Source organism: Pseudomonas sp. SORGH_AS_0211, from assembly GCF_031453455.1.
Lineage (GTDB): Bacteria > Pseudomonadota > Gammaproteobacteria > Pseudomonadales > Pseudomonadaceae > Chryseomonas > Chryseomonas aestiva.
In genome coordinates, this window is sequence record NZ_JAVIZV010000001.1 from 1,283,975 (window position 1) to 1,300,482 (window position 16,508).

The 16,508-nt window shown below is 65.9% G+C and carries 14 protein-coding genes and 2 pseudogenes; 8 read left to right on the forward strand and 8 right to left on the reverse strand.

The window, feature by feature from the left end; all coding sequences use genetic code 11:
* Positions 1 to 123 precede the first annotated feature (123 nt).
* On the reverse strand, positions 124 to 1,008 hold the full coding sequence (gene rfbD / locus QE393_RS05985; protein WP_273809493.1) for a dTDP-4-dehydrorhamnose reductase: 885 nt from the start codon (positions 1,006 to 1,008) through the stop codon (positions 124 to 126).
* Positions 1,009 to 1,261: 253 nt separating this feature from the next.
* Positions 1,262 to 2,086, reverse strand: a complete 825-nt coding sequence (locus tag QE393_RS05990; RefSeq protein WP_310042547.1) for a sigma 54-interacting transcriptional regulator — start codon at positions 2,084 to 2,086, stop codon at positions 1,262 to 1,264.
* Between the two features lie 246 nt (positions 2,087 to 2,332).
* Here QE393_RS05990 and QE393_RS05995 point away from each other — a divergent pair, with 246 nt between their 5' ends.
* Entirely contained in the window at positions 2,333 to 2,725 is a 393-nt protein-coding gene (locus tag QE393_RS05995; RefSeq protein WP_310042548.1) for a hypothetical protein, read from the forward strand.
* Positions 2,726 to 2,729: 4 nt separating this feature from the next.
* Here QE393_RS05995 and xth read toward each other — a convergent pair whose 3' ends face one another.
* Complete coding sequence (xth, locus tag QE393_RS06000) at positions 2,730 to 3,518, reverse strand: exodeoxyribonuclease III (protein WP_310042550.1); 789 nt, start codon at positions 3,516 to 3,518, stop codon at positions 2,730 to 2,732.
* A 442-nt stretch (positions 3,519 to 3,960) separates the two neighbouring features.
* Between xth and QE393_RS06005 the strand changes: the two genes are divergently transcribed.
* Both QE393_RS06005 and QE393_RS06010 read left to right on the forward strand, forming a co-directional pair.
* Positions 3,961 to 6,636 carry a cellulase family glycosylhydrolase gene (locus QE393_RS06005; protein ID WP_310042553.1) on the forward strand — a complete coding sequence of 892 codons (2,676 nt, stop codon included), beginning with the start codon at positions 3,961 to 3,963 and terminating at the stop codon, positions 6,634 to 6,636.
* Positions 6,637 to 6,860: 224 nt separating this feature from the next.
* Positions 6,861 to 7,049: a hypothetical protein gene (locus tag QE393_RS06010; protein ID WP_310042554.1), complete on the forward strand. Its 189-nt coding sequence runs from the start codon at positions 6,861 to 6,863 to the stop codon at positions 7,047 to 7,049.
* A 13-nt stretch (positions 7,050 to 7,062) separates the two neighbouring features.
* Here QE393_RS06010 and QE393_RS06015 read toward each other — a convergent pair whose 3' ends face one another.
* The 4 genes from QE393_RS06015 to QE393_RS06030 form a co-directional block, all read right to left on the reverse strand.
* Positions 7,063 to 7,404: an FKBP-type peptidyl-prolyl cis-trans isomerase gene (locus tag QE393_RS06015; protein WP_310042556.1), complete on the reverse strand. Its 342-nt coding sequence runs from the start codon at positions 7,402 to 7,404 to the stop codon at positions 7,063 to 7,065.
* Positions 7,405 to 7,459: 55 nt separating this feature from the next.
* Positions 7,460 to 8,320: a pirin family protein gene (locus tag QE393_RS06020; protein WP_310042558.1), complete on the reverse strand. Its 861-nt coding sequence runs from the start codon at positions 8,318 to 8,320 to the stop codon at positions 7,460 to 7,462.
* 77 nt (positions 8,321 to 8,397) lie between these two features.
* Positions 8,398 to 9,483 carry a sigma-54 dependent transcriptional regulator gene (locus QE393_RS06025; protein ID WP_310042560.1) on the reverse strand — a complete coding sequence of 362 codons (1,086 nt, stop codon included), beginning with the start codon at positions 9,481 to 9,483 and terminating at the stop codon, positions 8,398 to 8,400.
* 10 nt (positions 9,484 to 9,493) lie between these two features.
* Positions 9,494 to 10,660 (reverse strand): acyl-CoA dehydrogenase family protein, encoded by a 1,167-nt coding sequence (locus QE393_RS06030; RefSeq protein ID WP_405046233.1) that lies wholly within the window; start codon positions 10,658 to 10,660, stop codon positions 9,494 to 9,496.
* 302 nt (positions 10,661 to 10,962) lie between these two features.
* On the opposite strand from QE393_RS06030, the pseudogene QE393_RS22445 reads away from it, so the two are divergent.
* Positions 10,963 to 11,649 (forward strand): annotated as a pseudogene (locus QE393_RS22445) (PAS domain-containing protein); the annotation flags it as partial.
* A gap of 144 nt (positions 11,650 to 11,793) precedes the next feature.
* Positions 11,794 to 12,189, forward strand: a pseudogene (locus QE393_RS22450) (methyl-accepting chemotaxis protein); the annotation flags it as partial.
* 57 nt (positions 12,190 to 12,246) lie between these two features.
* On the opposite strand, the gene QE393_RS06040 reads toward QE393_RS22450, so the two are convergent.
* Positions 12,247 to 13,491, reverse strand: coding sequence for an acyl-CoA dehydrogenase family protein (locus tag QE393_RS06040; RefSeq protein ID WP_310042562.1), 1,245 nt, complete (start codon positions 13,489 to 13,491; stop codon positions 12,247 to 12,249).
* Positions 13,492 to 13,677: 186 nt separating this feature from the next.
* Between QE393_RS06040 and QE393_RS06045 the strand changes: the two genes are divergently transcribed.
* From QE393_RS06045 to QE393_RS06055, 3 genes are all read left to right on the forward strand, one after another.
* Positions 13,678 to 14,682, forward strand: coding sequence for an MBL fold metallo-hydrolase (locus QE393_RS06045; protein ID WP_310042564.1), 1,005 nt, complete (start codon positions 13,678 to 13,680; stop codon positions 14,680 to 14,682).
* Between the two features lie 102 nt (positions 14,683 to 14,784).
* The gene (locus tag QE393_RS06050; RefSeq protein WP_007162793.1) at positions 14,785 to 15,906 is read left to right on the forward strand and encodes a YncE family protein; all 1,122 of its coding nucleotides are present in this window, start codon (positions 14,785 to 14,787) and stop codon (positions 15,904 to 15,906) included.
* Positions 15,907 to 16,014: 108 nt separating this feature from the next.
* Positions 16,015 to 16,485 carry an MEKHLA domain-containing protein gene (locus QE393_RS06055; protein ID WP_037007544.1) on the forward strand — a complete coding sequence of 157 codons (471 nt, stop codon included), beginning with the start codon at positions 16,015 to 16,017 and terminating at the stop codon, positions 16,483 to 16,485.
* Positions 16,486 to 16,508 lie beyond the last annotated feature (23 nt).

Sequence of the window (16,508 nt, forward strand, 5' to 3'; positions counted from 1 at the left end):
GCGACGACGTTGCTGAGCCTACCCGCGAGAGTGGCGAACGGGAGCGACAGTGGGGGAAGGCGCCCCTCCGGATCTTCGACCGGGGGCGACCCGGCGGACAGCATCCGCCGGGGTCCTGCACGCTCAGTTCAGCTGTCTGTCGCGCTCGAACAACGCCCAGCAGCGGTCGAAGTCGGCCTGCCAGTGCGGCAAGGCGGCCGGCAGGACCGCCTCGACCTTGCGGCAGTCCAGGCAGGAATAGAGCGGTCGCGTGGCCGGCGTGGGGTAGTGTTCGGTTGTCGTGGGATAGAGGCGGGCGCGCAGCTCGCCACGTTGCTCCAGGCGCTCGGCGATGGCGGCGGCGAAGCCGTACCAGGAGGTCTGGCCGGCATTGGTCAGGTGATAGAGGCCGCCGACATCGCCCTGCTCCAGCAGGCGTTCGACCAGCTGGCGCGTGGCGGTGGCAATGGTGGGTGCCCAGGTGGGGGCGCCGAGCTGATCCTCGACCACATGGAGTTCATCGCGCTCGGCCAGCAGTTGGCGCATGGTATTGAAGAAGCACTGGCCGTCATGGGAGTAGACCCAGGAGGTGCGCAGCACCAGCGCGCGACCTCCGGCTGCCAGCACCGCCTCTTCACCCGCCAGCTTGGAACGACCATAGGCGCTCAGGGGCGCCGGGTTGCAGGCCTCGGTATAGGGGCGACGACGGCTGCCGTCGAAGACGTAGTCGGATGAGTAGTGCACGAAGGGAATATCCCGCTCGCGCGCCAGCTCGGCCAGGACCTGCGGCGCGCGGGCGTTGATGGCCTCGGCGCGCTCGCTGTCCTCTTCAGCCTGATCCACGGCGGTATAGGCGGCGGCGTTGAGGATGAGGTCGGGTTCCAGGCGGTCGAAAGCCGCACGCAGTTGTCCGGTCTGGGCGAGGTCCAGATCCGCCTGACCGAGCACGGTCAATTGATGGGTGCTGCCGAACTCGCGCTGCAAGGCGCGCGAAACCTGGCCGGAGCGGCCAGTGATCACAATATTCATGAAACCATGCCTGAACGCCTTCTGCTGAAGGCGTAATCCAAAGTAGTCGATCACGGAAAAGCCGTGGGCTTTTCCCGCACGAACCGAAACCTGCCGCATGAGGCGACAAATCGAGGTTTCCGGTCACCTTTACGGAGAAAGGTGGCAGCCGCAGGCTATGGCGGAGTGGGCATCGACTGATTGGACAGGAAGGTCATGGTAGGACTCGAGCAAAATGGCGTACGCGGCTAGGACTGCCGTCTGTCGGCGGAGTTCAGCGCCACGCGGAGGATGAAGGCAGCAGCTTGCCAAGCTGGAGCCCTGACGTCGAGGCAGTTAGCAGGGCGGTATGGAGAACCTGTTCAAGTTCGCGGACGTTTCCCGGCCAGGGATAGGCGAGCAGCGCCGTTTCGTCATGGGCGGTCAGCTCGGGCGCAGTGCGGTCAAGGCGGTTGGCGTGCTGCTGGAGGAAATGCCGGGCCAGGGGTAGCAGGTCGGCCGGGCGCTCGCGCAGTGGCGGCACGGGCACCAGGCCCGCCGCGAGAAGCGCCCAGAGGCGCGCAGAGAAGTTGCCAGCCTCGACCGCCCGTTCCAGGTCCACACTGGAGCCGGCGATCAGGCGGACATCCACGGGCGTGCGCACGCTACTGCCCAGGCGCAGGATGCTGCCATCCCGTAGCACCTCCACCAGCTCGTCCTGCAATGCGCCAGGCAGGTCGGCGATCTCGTCGAGATAGAGGCTGCCTCCATGGGCGGTACCGAACCAGCCCACGCGACTGCCAGAGGTGCCGGCATAGGCGCGGGGAACATAGCCGAACAGTTCGGCAGCCCCATGGCGACGACTGAGCGCGGCGCAATTCAGACTGCTGAACAGCCCGGTCCTGCCGCTGCGCTCGTGTAGCCGGCGTGCCAGCAGCTCACGACCGGTTCCCCATTCGCCCACCAGCACCACGGGATCGGGCTGCGGCGCCCGCTCATCCAGGTGTTCGAGCAGCTCTCGGGAGCGCGGATCGGCGAAGGCCAGTGCCTTGGCGCGGATGGTCAGGGCGCTTTGCTGATCCGCAGGAACGATTAGGAGGTCGGGCGAGAGCGTGGGCATGGCTAAGTCGCAGGCAGTCAAAGCACCATCCTAGCCTTTGAATGGTTATGCCAAAAAATAAGATTTTGCTATGCATTTAGCGCTTTTGGTTATCATTGGGAGGTGATTTTGTTTGTCGGCGATAAGCCCAGGAATCCGCGCATTGGTCAGCGGGTCTGCCCAAAGGCTGGGGTACAACTGCCACTATCGCCAGTGTGGAGCGGCCAAAAGGTCGCTTTCGCCCTGAAGAAGAGGAATCGAATTCAAATGCCTTCCCTGCGTGCGCCCTGTCCCGCTGGCGTCTGCACCTGCGAGCGTGAAGCCGTGCTGGCGGATCCCGCCGCTGATGCACGGGCGCTCCTGCTCAATCGCCAGGAAGAGCAGCGTCTGCTGGAACGGCTGGAAAACGTCGCCAGCGTTGCCGATTTGCAACGCCTGCAGCAGCGCCTGCAGGAGCAGCTCGGCATCCGGCTGGACATCGAGCCGGGACCCGGGGAGGTGCGCAGCGCGCGTGGCATGCTCATCGAGCTGCAGCCACGACCGGGACTGTGCCGGAAACTCAAGCAGTCGATACCGGCGGCCGTGCGCCGCGGCCTCAACCAGCGCCCGGAAATCCTCATCGCCCTGCTCAACGCCAGCGACCTGCTGCGCGACACCTGAGCGCTCAGCGAGGTGCCTTGAAGCGAATCCAGGTGGGGGCATGGTCGCTGGTTTTTTCCAGGTCGCGTACCCAGCGATGCACCCCGGCTTCCTGCAAGGCGTCCTGCAGCGTCGGACTCAACAGCAGGTGGTCGATGCGCAGTCCCGAATTGCGCTGCCAGCGTTGGCGGAAGTAGTCCCAGTAGGTGTAGATCGCCTCATCCGGATGGCAGGCACGCAGGGCGTCCAGCCATCCCTGACCCAGCAGGCGTTCGAAACAGGCACGACTCTCGGGTTGCAGCAGGGCGTCCTTGCGCCAGGACTTGGGATCGTAGATGTCCCTATCGGTCGGCACCACGTTGTAGTCACCCGCCAGCACTACGGGATGGCCACTTTCGCTCAGCCCCCGGGCATGCTCGATGAAGCGCTCGAACCAGGTCAGCTTGTAGTCGAACTTGGGGCCCGGCCAGGGATTGCCGTTGGGTAGATAGAGGCTGGCCACCACCACGCCTTTCACCGCCGCCTCCAGATAGCGGCGTTGCGGGTCGTCGGCCATTCCCGGCAGGCCCCGGCGAATCTCCAGTGGCTGGTCGTCGCGCGCCAGGATGGCGACCCCGTTCCAGGAAGGCTGACCGTCCCACAGCGCACCATACCCCGCAGCTTCCAGTTCCGCCTGCGGGAAGTCGGCAGACTTCGCCTTCAGTTCCTGCAGGCAGACGATGTCGGGCTGCTCCCGCTCCAGCCATTGCAGGAGGATAGGGAGCCGGGCACGAATGCCGTTGACGTTGTAGGTCGCAAGGGTAAGGGAGGGCATGGACTGCTCCGGCAAGGGTTATAGCCATGACCCGAGCGAGATATGGGCAGTTCCTTACGTGTTAATATGTGATCTATTTCACGTTTATTTGCGACTTACTTTTTTTGGCACCTTCGGGAACTTTTCGTCGGTTGCTCGATAGTTGAGGAAATAAATTTGACGGCTAGCAGGCGTTGACGTGCTGGCAACTTGAGGTGAAAGGATTCATCTGTCGGCAGCGATGAGCGGTTGAGTCAAAAAATCATTAATAATCAACTACTTGTATTTGCGATAAATGATGTCTAAATGGTGGCCATAGTCATTGGTTATGAAGTTGGCATGTGGCTTGTATAGGTCAAGGTGCCTGGAGGCAACGTCGCGTCAGGCATGACTGCGCGACTCTTCTCTCACTTCATATCGGCCAGTGTTCAGGGAGCGCGCTGTCGATTTAGCGCAGTTGGTGATGATGAATCCATCCTTCCTGAAGTTTTCCCTCAGGGCCGCCCAGATGCTGCCCTTCGTTGCCGCCCTGACCCTGGCTACCGGTGCCAAGGCCGAGCAGGTCAATCTGGTCGGCCTCAATCTGTCCGGGGCCGGTTTCGCAGGTCAGGTACTACCGGGCGTCAACGGCACCCACTACATCTTTCCCGTCGAGGCCTACTTCAAGCAGTGGAGTGGCAAGGGCATCAAGCTGATCCGCTTCCCGGTCATCTGGGAGCGCCTGCAACCGGTGCTGGGCGGTCCGCTGGACCCGACCTATGCGGCGCTGGTGGACCAGACCTTCGCCAATGCGCAGAAGTACGGCATGCGCATCATCCTCGACCTGCACAACTACACCTTCTATCGCGGGTCGGTGATCGGTAGCGCGGCGGTTCCCTATGACCGTTACCAGGAGATCATGACCCGGATCGCGCAGCGCTGGAGCAGTCAGCCGTCGCTGTACGCCTACGACATCATGAACGAGCCGCACGACTCCATGGCCCAGTGGCCGATCGCCGCCCAGTACGGCATCAACGGGGTCCGCGCGGTCGACAAGACCAAGCCCATCATGATCGAGGGCAATGGCTGGTCGGAGGCAACCCGCTGGCCGCTGTGGAACGACTCCCTGCTGGCGCTCAAGGATCCGTCCGACAATCTGATCTTCCAGGCGCATTCCTATTTCGACGAGAGCGCCGGTGGCAACTACACCGGCATCGATGTCGGCAAGCTGAGCCAGGACTACGGCGTGGAGCGCGTGCGCCCCTTCGTCGAGTGGCTGAAGAAGAACAAGAAGAAGGGCATGATCGGCGAATTCGGCGTGCCGGATAACGATCCCCGCTGGCTGCCGCTGATGGACCGGATGCTGGCCTATCTCAAGCAGAACTGCATTCCTTCGACCTACTGGGCGGCAGGTCCGGGCTGGGGCAACTACTTCCTGTCGGTGGAGCCCGTCAACGGTGCCGACCGACCGCAGTGGCCGACCCTGAAGAAATACATCGATGACAGCAGCTGCACCGCCATCGGCCCGCTTGCCAGTGGCGCCGGCAGCACGCCGGCCAGCGGCACCGGAGCCACGGGCGGCTCCAGCGGCTCCACGGGCAGCAGCGGTGGCTCCAGCAGCGGCAACAGCGGCTCGAGCAGCGGTGGCAGCGCGGGCACCGGTACCCCTGCGGGCACCGGCAATACCAGCGGCTCGACCACGACCGGGGTGACTACCTCGATCAACGATTTCACCAACGAAGACTGGCTGCACGGCGTCTATCGCAAGTCGGCCGGCTTCTCCATTCCGGCGTCGGCCGCGAACGTGGGGGCCTTCAAGGTGGGCGCGCAACTCACGCCAGCCGATGGCAAGAGCTACAAGGTGACCTATGCCCAGGTCGTCGGCAGCAACATGAGCGTCTTCATCGAGAGCCCGCAGCTCGACGGCAACGCCTATGGCTATCCCAAGACCCTGAAGACCGGTACCACCACCTCCGGCACGCCGGCGACGGTGCCCGGGACCACGACGGGCGGTACCGGCAGTACGGGCAACTCCAGCTCAGGCAGCAACGCCGGCAGCGCGACTCCCGCCGTGACGGCGCCGGTGGTGGAGGCGAAGCCTGCCACCGGAACCGGCAGCTCGGGATCCACGGGCTCCACCACGCCGGCAGCCGGTTCCGCGGCCACGCCGACGGGAGCGAGCGGTACGCCCGCCAACAGCGCCAAGCTCAATCTGGTGGGCCTGAACTTCTCGGGCGCCGCCTTCGCACCTCAGACGCTGCCCGGGGCCCTCAACGTCAACTATATCATGCCGGGCGAGGCCAACTTCCAGCAGTGGAGCGCCAAGGGCGTACGGCTGATCCGCTTCCCGGTGATCTGGGAACGTCTGCAGACGCGCTTCTTCGGGAGCCTGGAAGGGGCGTACACCCAGCAGGTCACCCAGGTGCTGGAGCTGGCCAAGAAGTACAACATGAAGGTGATCCTGGCGCTGGACAACGGCGGGCGCTACAAGGGCACCCTGATCGGCACCGGTACCGTCACCAACTTCAACTACTGGGACCTGATGTACCGCCTGGCCTACCAGTGGGGCAACCATGCCGCGCTCTATGGCTATGACATCATGGGCAAGCCCAATGGCGCCGACAGCAGCTGGCCGGTGACGGCGCAGTCCGGCATCGACGGGGTGCGCACCATGGACCGCACCCACCCGGTGATCGTCCAGGGCAATGCCTGGGGTAGCGCGGCCAACTGGCCGAGCGCGAGCAATGCCTTGCTCAATCTGAAGGATCCGGCCAACAACATCATCTACGCGGCCAACGTCTACCTCGATGAGGACGGCAGTGGCACCTACGCCGCGCAGAACATGAACAACTTCGATCCGCAGGTGGGGGTCAATCGCGTCAAGCCCTTCGTCGAATGGCTCAAGCGCAATGGCAAGCGGGGCATGATCGCCGAGTTCGGCGTACCGGCTGGCGACAGCCGCTGGCTGACCGCCACCGACAATATGCTGGCCTATCTGCAACAGAACTGCATGCCGCTGACCTACTGGGCGGCGGGTCCGGGCTGGGGAGCTGCCGCGCTGGCGGTGGAGCCGGTCAATGGCGTGGAGCGGCCGCAGTGGCCGACCCTGAAAAAGTATGTCGATGCCAGCAACAGCTGCACGGCGGTAGGACCGCGCTAGCTTTCGCCGGGCCTGTCCTGAAGGCGACGAACCTCGAGAGGTTCGTCGCCTTTTTTCTTGACCGATTGGTAAGGAAAAACGCGCCTTGCATGCAGCACGGAAGCGCATCAGCGATACGAAACGGCTCTGTAGCGGTGGTTTAAGGGACGACGAACGGCTCTAGCTCGATTTGTCGGGGCACGGTTAGAGTCCAATTGAAACCCCAAGCACAAGGAGTAGGTGCCATGACTCAAACCACTCAGCAGCGGCTGCAGACTCTCGAAGAGCAGATTCGCAGTCATCGACAGGATCTCGCCCGGAGCCGGCAGAGCTTTCAGGAGCAATTCGTCATCTACACCCGCCAGTTCGCCCGGCTGAGCGTGCTCGAAGCCCAGCTCGAGCTGGTACGCCGGAATACCAAGGCGCCGAACTGAATTCGGTCAGGCATCAATCGTCCCGCGTCAAGACTTCCAGCAACTCGATTTCGAACCTCAGGTTGGAGTGCGGCTTGATCAGAGCGCCGACCTGACGTTCGCCATAGGCGAGCGCCGCCGGTACTTCCAGGCGCCGCTTGCCACCCACCCGCATGCCCATCAGCCCCTGGTCCCACCCCTTGATCACCCGGCCGGTGCCGATCACGCACTGGAAGGGCCGCCCTTTGGCGCGGGACGAATCGAACAAGGTGCCGTCGTCCAGCCAGCCCTCGTAGTGGGTGGTGATCAGGGCGCCCTTGACCACTGCCTTGCCGTCACCCACTACCAGATCCTCGATCCGCAATTCGTCATTCATCGCTGTGCTCCCGGCAAAAGCCGGATTCTAGCCTGAGCGCGACCCTATGGCGGGCTCACTCCGGCACGTCGCCGAACAGGCCGGCCTGGTAGTCGCGGATCGCCTGACGGATTTCTTCGGCGCTGTTCATCACGAAGGGGCCGTGGGCGACGATGGGCTCGGCGAAGGGCGCCGCATGGCCATAGAGCAGCACGGCGCCGTCGCGGCTGGAGACGTCGATGTGGTCGCCGTCATCGGCGAATTCGAACAGCTGCCATGGCGCTTCGTCCTGGCCGGCGATCTGCACGGTGCCGCGTACGCCATAGCAGAACACCGAGTTGCCGGCCGGGGCGGGCAGGGTAACGCGGCCACCCGGGGCGATCTCGACGGTCATCAGGGTGATGGGTGTCGGGGTGGCCACGGCGCCCTGGATACCCTCATGGCTACCCGATGCCAGGTGCAGGCGTACCCGGCCGCTATCGGCCTCGATCAGGGGCAGGTCCGCGGCGGAAACGCCGTGGTAGGCCGGCGGCGTGAACTTGAGGCGGGCGGGAAGATTGACCCACAGCTGCAGGATCTCCAGGTCACCACCATCGCGCTTGAAGGCGGCGGGCGACAGCTCGGCATGCACCAGGCCGCTGCCCGCGGTCATCCACTGGATGCCCCCGGCTTCGATGACGCTTTCGTGGCCGCCGCTGTCGCGGTGGGCCAGCGAACCGGCGAGGATGAAGGTCACCGTCTCGAAGCCGCGATGGGGATGAGGACCAAAGGGCAAGCCGGCATTGTGCGGCGGATAGACCTGGGGACCGTGGTGGTTGAGGAACAGGAAGGGATCCAGATGCGGCAGGCCGGGACCCGGCAGCGGGCGGCGGGTCTGGAGGTCACCGATGTCGTCACGCCGGGCGGGATGGCGGTGCAGCAGGGTACGGGCGGTCATGGGGGGCCTCGCGGGGGCAAAACCCCAGTGTAAGGGGCACCTCGGCACGCGGGTACCCCGGGCGTGAAGAGCGCCCTTCAGATGGAGAAGCGCACCTCGCGTTCCGGCCGGACCGCGAGCGGGCGACGGTGATTGACCACCAGTTCGCCGATACGGATCAGGTGGGCACGGGTGACGTTGCGACTCAGCCCCAGCAAGCGCGCGGTATGGACCTGGTTGCGATGGCAGAAGCGATAGGCCGCGCGCACCAGGGCATCTTCGACGCGCTCGTGCAGGGCCTCCGGTTGCTCCTCGAACAACTGGGCAAAGGCCTCGGTCAGCAGGCTGTCCGCCGGCGCCGTTTCGACCGGACGTGGCGCTGGCGGAACGAGGCTGGGCCGCTGGACGAACGACAGGTCACTGGCTTCCAGCTGGCCCTGGGGCTTGAGCAGCAGGGCATGCTGCAGGGTGTTTTCCAGTTCGCGGATGTTGCCCGGCCAGGGGTGCTCCAGCAGGCGTTGCTCCGCTGCCGGTGTCAGGGCGACCGGCGCCTGGGCATAGGCGTGGAGGAAGTGCCGGGCCAGCGGCAGGATATCGCCCTGGCGCTGGCGCAGCGGCAACAGCGGCAGGCTGACCACATTGAGGCGGTACCAGAGGTCTTCGCGAAAGGTGCCTTCGGCCACTGCCCGTTCCAGCGGGACGTTGGTGGCGGCGATGATCCGCACGTTCAGCGGCAGGCTGCGGCGAGAGCCCAGCCGCACCACCTCGCGCTCCTGCAGGACGCGCAGCAGCTTGACCTGCACCGACAGCGGCAGATCGCCGATCTCGTCGAGAAACAGGGTGCCGCCGTTGGCTTCCTCGAACCAGCCGGCGCGCGCGGCGAGGGCGCCGGTGAAGGCGCCTTTCTCATGGCCGAACAACTCGGCCTCGACCAGGCTCTCGGCGAAGGCGCCACAATTGACGGCCACGAAGGGGCCGGCATGGCGGTGACTCAGCGCATGGATATGACGGGCGACCAATTCCTTGCCGGTACCGGTCTCGCCGATCACCAGCACGCTGGCGTCGCTTGGTGCGATCTTTTCCAGGTGGGCGAGCAGGTCGCGCGATTTTGGATCGGCGAACACCTGGGCGGTCGCGCGGTAGCGGGGCACCTCGGGCGTGCGCGTCAGGGTCAGCAGGGTCATCGGGGATTCCTCAGGAGTAGAAGCTGGGGGTGGGCAGGGTGTCGTTGAGGGCCCAATCGCCCAGCTCATGCAACTTGTAGTCGACCGGATCGTGCAGGGTCTGGGTGCGCAGGTTGCGCCAGTAGCGATCCAGGCGCAGTGCACCGGCAGTGGCCCGGGCGCCACCGACCTCGAACAGGCGGCTGGCGAGGTCGAGGCCGTGACGACTGGCGGCGACCTTGGCCGTGGCGATGGCGATGGCCAGTTCGCCCCGTGCCGCCGCGGTGAGCGCCGTACCCTGTTGCCAGGCCTGGGCGAAGGCGCCGTTGGCGCGCTCCACCAGCAGCCGGCTGCTCTCCAAGGCCACCCAGAACTCGCCGTAGTGGCGCAGGACGTAGGGGTCTTCGCTGGCGCTGGCGGCCGGTGACTTGAACCAGGGGCGCGCCTGGGTGGTGGTGTAGCGGCGCGCCTCGGCGAAGGCGCCTTCGGCCAGCCCGAGAAAGATGTTGGCGAAGATCAGCTGGGCCAGCAGCGGCCGCAGGCAGGCGAAGGGCGTGCTCAGCGGACCGGGGTCGAGCAGCCATTCCTGCTGTTCGACGCGTACGCCGTCGAAGCGCGCGCTGCCACTGTCGGTCTGGCGCTGGCCGTTGTTGTCCCAGTCGTCGAACAACTGGATGCCGGCCCGCCCAGTGGGTACCACGGCGATCAGCAGGCGTCCGCTGTCCTCGTTTTCCAGCGCCGAGAGCAGCAACAGGTCGGAGTCCAGGGCACCGCTGCAAAAGCTCTTCTGGCCATCCACCTGCCAGGCATCGCCGTGGCGGCGGGCGAGGGTACGGCGATCCAGGGGGTTGAGCGCGTTCCCCCAGAACAGGGCATCGCGCGCGGTGTCCTCCAGCCAGGGTCGCCATTGCGCAGGCTGGCCGAACAGCTGGGCGGTGGCCAGCAGCAGATGATGGAAGCCGAAGACGTGGGCCAGGGAGCTGTCGACCCGGGCCAGCCGCCGCACCGCCTCCAGTGTCCGATCCCAGGAGGCGCCGAGGCCGCCCAGCTCCTCGGGAATGCTCAGGGCCAGGAGACCGCTCTGGCGCAGGGCGTCACGCTCGGGTTTGGGCGTGCCGCCCTGACGATCGCGCTCCGCCGCGGTGGCGGCAAAGCGTTCCAGCAGGGGCATGAGGGGATCCAGCAGGGCATCGGACATGAGGGACTCGTGCGGTGGGAGGGGCTCGCAGGCATTAGAACGTAATGCGAGCCAAAGCCTTATTTGAAATACTTTTTTGTTATTAGTTAATGGCGCGGCGCCACCTATCCTGCATTCCGACCGCCTGGTCATCTTTTTTCGCTATCTCATTTAAGCCCTGACTATTGGCTGCCGACACTGAATTAACTCAATCTCCCGACCAGGGGCGTGTCATGTTCAACAAAGGATTAAAACAAGAACTGCAGCGTCTCCGCGAGCAGGTGGATTCCTTCAAGCGACTGAAGGCCGAGCTCGACGTCGAGATGATTGGCCTGGAGCTGGACGGCCAGGGGCGCGTGACCGCGGTGAACGCCAATTTCGAACAGGAAATGGGCCTGCGCGCCGCGGATCTGCTGGGGCGTCCGCTTGCGGATCTGGTGCCGGCGCATGTCAGGAACCAGGAGTACAACCGTCGCCTGCAGCAGAGCCTGACCCGCGGCGAGCCCTATAGCGGGGCCCTGCATCTCCTGCGTGGCGACGGCCGGGAAGCCTGGCTGAGAGGCATCCTGCACCCGTTCCACGACAGCCAGGGCCAGGTGACGCGTTTCCGACTGTTCTGCAACAACTTGACGAGAACCATCGAAACCTCGCGCGAGCACGAAAGCCTGCTCAAGGCGCTGCGCCGTTCCACGGCCGTCATCGAGTTCAACCTCCAGGGCGAGGTGCTCGATGCCAACGACAGATTCCTGCAGGCCATGGGTTATTCCCTGGCGCAGATCAAGGGCAAGCACCACCGGCTGTTCTGCGAGCCGGCCGAGGCCAATTCCGAGGCCTACGAGCAATTCTGGGCGCGCCTGCGTCGCGGCGAATTCGTCGTGGATCGCTTCAAGCGCCTGGATGCCCATGGCCGCGATGTCTGGCTGGAAGCCTCCTACAACCCGGTGATCGATGCCCATGACCGGCTGTACAAGGTGGTCAAGTTCGCCACCGTGATCACCGACCAGGTCCAGCAGGAGCAGGCGGTGTCCGAAGCCGCCAGCGTGGCCTTCGAGACCTCCCAGCATACCGACGACACGGCCCGCAAAGGCGCGGCGGTGGCGCAGCAGACGGTGGAAGTGATGCGCGCCCTGGCCACCCAGATGCAGGAAGCGGTGAAGGGCATCGAGGCGCTGGACAACCAGTCCCAGGTGATCGGGACCATCATCAAGACCATCAGCGGCATCGCCGAACAGACCAACCTGCTGGCGCTCAACGCGGCCATCGAGGCGGCCCGGGCCGGTGAGCAGGGTCGTGGTTTCGCCGTGGTGGCCGATGAGGTCAGGCAATTGGCCTCGCGCACCAGCAAGGCGACCGAGGAGATCGTCGGAGTGGTGCAGCAAAACCAGCAACTGGCCGGCGAGGCGGTGACGGTGATCGAGAACGGTCGGCGCCAGGCCGAGCAGGGCCTGGAACTGGCGGGGCAGGCCGGCCAGGTGATCGTGGAGATCCAGGACGGCGCCCAGCGAGTGGTCGGCGCCGTGGGGCGTTTCGCCCGCCAGCTGTCGAACTGATCCGGCGCGCTGAATGCACAACGGCAACCCCAGGGTTGCCGTTGTGCATTCTGGTGGTCAGCCCTGCTTGCTGCCGCCGCCGATCTGCCAGACGAAGGGCGGTTCGCTGCCGTCGATCGCCCAGGCGCCGACGATGCGCTCCTTGTAGATCAGCGGATTGTGCGAGGCGGCGGTACGGGCGTTGCGCCAGTGTCGATCGAGCCCCTTGCGGGTGCTGGTGGCCGACGCGCCCAAGGCATTGAACAGGTCACTGGTGGCCCGCAGCACCAGCTCGGCGACCGCCGACTGCGCCTGGGCCGATTCCAGCTCCGCCGCCACGTTGGCTTCATGCTCGGCGGCGGCATCCCCGGCATAGCGGGCCTCGAAGGCGGCCTGGGCCGCCGCGGCGGCGGCCAGGGTCGCGGCTTCGGCGGCATAGACGAAGGCCGAGGCCTTGCCCACCACCTGCTGTACCTGGGGATCGGCACTGGCCGCGCTGGCATTGCCATGGCTGTAGACCCGCGTGCGCCCGCGCACTTCGCCAGCGAATTCGCGCACGGCGGCCTGGCCGCTGCCGGTGATCACGGCCAGCAGCACCAGCTGGTAGAAGGCGGTCTGGTACTTGAAGCGGGTGGCGAAGTCGATGAGATTCTCGGGCGCCACCCGCACGTCTTCGAACACCGAGGTGCCGCTGGCGGTGGTGCGCTGGCCGAAGCCGTCCCAGTCGTCGGACTGGCGCACGCCCGGCTGGTCGGTGCGGATGGCGGCGATGACGTCGCCGCCGGTGTCGTCGCGCTGGGCGTAGACGTCGATCCAGTCGGCGAACAGGCTGCCGGTGCTGTAGTACTTGGTGCCGTTGAGGCGCCACTCGCCGTCCCGCTGGCTGACCCGGGTGATGACCTCGCCGAGCTTGACCGTGCCGATCTCGGTCCAGGCGTTGCCCACCAGGTCGCCGGCGACGAAGCGCTCGAACCAGACCCGCTGGGAGGTGCTGGCATGGGCGTTGAGGCGGTCCTCGACAAAGGCGAAGTGGCCGCGCAGGGCCTGGGGCAGATTGCTGTCGGCGGCCGCCAGCTCGATCAGCAGCCGAACCAGTTGCGGTAGGCTGGCGCCGCTGCCGCCGAATGCCACCGGCACCCGCACGGCGCCGAAGCCGGCGTCCTTGAGCCAGGCGACGGGCGCATAGGGCAGGGTGCGGTTGCGTTCGCGTTCCAGGGCGCCTTCGGCGATGCGCGCAAAGAGCGGACGGAAGCGGGCGGCCAGTTGTTCGTAGTCGGGGCTGGGCGCAGGGCTGGGCGGCAGATGGCGAGCGGGCAGATTCATGGTGATCCTCGGCGATTGAAAGGTCGACGCCAGAGGCTTTGCAAGAGCGCTGCCAGGGCCTGAAAGGCCGTTTTCTCGGGGTTTGCGGGCTCCGGGCTGCCTGGCCAGCAGCAGGAGTGCCTGGCCACTGTTGCCCGGGCGACAGTGGGGCGGCCGCGCTAGACTGAGCTTTTGCCCGGAGCCCCCATGGACCTCCTGTTTCTCGGCACCTCGGCCGGGGTGCCCACTCAGCGGCGCAATGTCTCGGCCCTGGCCCTGATCGAGGACCAGGGCAAAGACTGGTTTCTCGTCGACTGCGGCGAGGCGACCCAGCACCAGCTGCTGCGTACCCCCTTGTCGGCCGCGGATCTGCGCGCCATCTGCATCACCCATGTCCATGGCGACCACTGCTATGGCCTGCCGGGGCTGTTGGCCAGCGCCGCCATGAGCGGGCGCAGCCAGCCGCTGGTGCTGGTCGCGCCCCAGGCGGTGGCGGACTGGCTCGCCGCCACCCAGGCGCTGACCGCGCTGCACCTGCCCTTCGAGCTGCGCTTCCACGTCCTGGAAGACTTCGCGGGCGTCTCCGTTGGGGCCTGGGATATCGACGCCTTCGCGCTTTCCCATCGGGTGCCCAGTCACGCCTTTCGCTTCCGCGAGACCCGCCGGCCGCAGCGTCTCGATCCCGCGGCCCTGGCGGCGGCCGGGGTGCCGCGTGGCCCGCTGTGGGGCCGGCTGCATGGCGGCGAGGATGTGCTGCACGAAGGCCGCCTGCTGCGCAGCGCCGACTTCCTGCAGGCGGCCCATGGCGAACGACGGCTGGTGGTGGCGGGGGACAACGACGCGCCCGCCTTGCTGACGGATGCCTGCCAGGGCGCTCAGCTGCTGGTCCATGAAGCCACCTATGCCCAGGCGCAGATCGACAAGACCGGGCAGAGCTGGGGCCACAGCAGCGCGGCGGGCGTCGCCCGTTTCGCCGAGGCGCAGGGACTGCCGGCCCTGCTGCTCACCCATTTCAGTCCGCGCTACCAGGCCGAGGCGGGGCGTTCGCCGTCCATCGACGACCTGCGCCAGGAGGCCGCGGCCTGTTACCGCGGCAACCTGCAGCTGGCCGAGGATTTCGCGCGCTTTCGCCTGGATCGCCAGGGCCGGCTGAAAGCCCTGGAACAGAGCGGCCGGGCAGAGGCTGGCGACCGGAACCCGATAGGAGTTTGAACTCTTTCGGTCTTGTCTGACCTTTGCGCCTTGGGCATAGTGCGAACGTTTATCATTTCAGGATCGATTCGATCCCTCGCACCTCGTCCCTAGGAGAAGCAAATGGCGGTGTCTTTCAACAAGGTCTCGACGCTGGGCGCCATGGCGCTGCTGTCCCTGGCAGTGGCAGCCTGTTCCAATCGCCCGGAGGCACCGACGCCACCGCCACCCGCGCCGGCGCCCGTCGCTGCGCAACCGGCCGCGCCCCAGGCACCGGCCGAACTCAAGCGCATCGAACTGGGCTACGGCGTCTATGAGCTGGCCTACAGCCCGGCCAAGCAGTCGGTCTATGCGGCGACCGCCCAGTTGACCAAGGGCGTCACCGGTGGGGTGATCTATCAGCTGGATCCGGCCACCCTGGCCATCACCGGCCAGATCCACACCGATCTGAAGAACTTCGCCCTGACCACCGATGCCAGTGGCGAGACGCTGTTCGTCACCAACTCCCTGGACGGCGGCCTCAGCCGTATCGACCTGCGCACCGGCAAGGTGGAGAAGCGGCTGAAATTCAACGAGATGGGCCGTGACGGCCATCCGGTCAATCCGCGCCAGGTCATCCTGCACGACGGCTTGCTGTATGTCGGCGGGGTCGGCGATCCGGGCGTGATCTGGGTGGTGGACGCCAAGACCCTGACCCTCAAGGCGCGCATTCCCAATGCCGGCAAGTGGGTGACCGGCCTGCTGTACTCCGAGGACACCGGGCGCCTCTATGCGGCCAACGGCAGCGGCGAAGTGCTGGTGATCAATCCGCGCACCCGCAAGATCGAGCACCGCTGGACGCCGGGCGATGGCGGCAAGTACCTCTTGCTGAACCTGGCCGAGGATCGCGCGAACCACCAGCTGTTCGTGACCGACAACTCCGAAGCCAAGACCGTGCTGGTCTTCGATATTCGCAGCGGCAAGGTGATCAAGCGCCTGCCGGTGGGCGACGCCCTGGCCATCAAGCTCAACACCACCCGCAACGAGCTGTACATCACCCAGCGCGAGACCGGTCGCTTGCTGATCCTCGACGCCACCACCTACGCCGAGAAGAAGGCCTACGACCTCAAGCCCAATCCCAACAGCCTGCTGGTCAGCCCGGATGGCCAGACGCTGTATGCGACGGTGAAGACGCCCTTCGACAAGGAATACATGAACACCGCGCCGGAAAGCGTGGTGCGCATCGACCTCTCCGCGGTGAAGTAAACCGCGCCGCCTGGGCTGCCGCAGCGTCCTGCTGCGGTGGCCCCGCGCTTCCCAATTCCGCTGGCTTGCTCTTGAATGCGGGGGTCCCCCCACCCAGGAGCCGCCGCCTTGTCCGCCACCGATCTCAGCCTGCTGCCGCTGCTGGACGCCTCCTACCGCCACTGGCTCGGTCAGCCGCTGCCGCGTCCTGTCGGCTTGCCTGAGGCCGACGTCCCTGCCTGGTTGCACGAGCAGGCACCCTATGCCCTGCTGGCCCACGGTACCGAGAGCGATCCGCTGTTCTGCTACGCCAACCGGCAGGCGCTGAGCTGCTTCGGCTATCCCCGCGCCCAATTCATCGGCATGCCTTCGCGTTACAGCGCCTCGCCCAGGGACCGCGACGAGCGTCAGCGCCTGATGGAGGCGGTGGGGCGCCAGGGCTATGCCTCAGGCTACGAAGGCTGGCGCGTCGACAAGGCGGGAGAGGCCTTCCAGATCCATGCGGGGGTGGTGTGGAATCTGATCGATCCCGAAGGTACGCGGCGGGGGCAGGCGGCGCTGTTCTGGCCGGATCCGCAGCGGATCGGGCAGGTGGAGTGAGGCCGGATTGTTGGGCTCGGCTG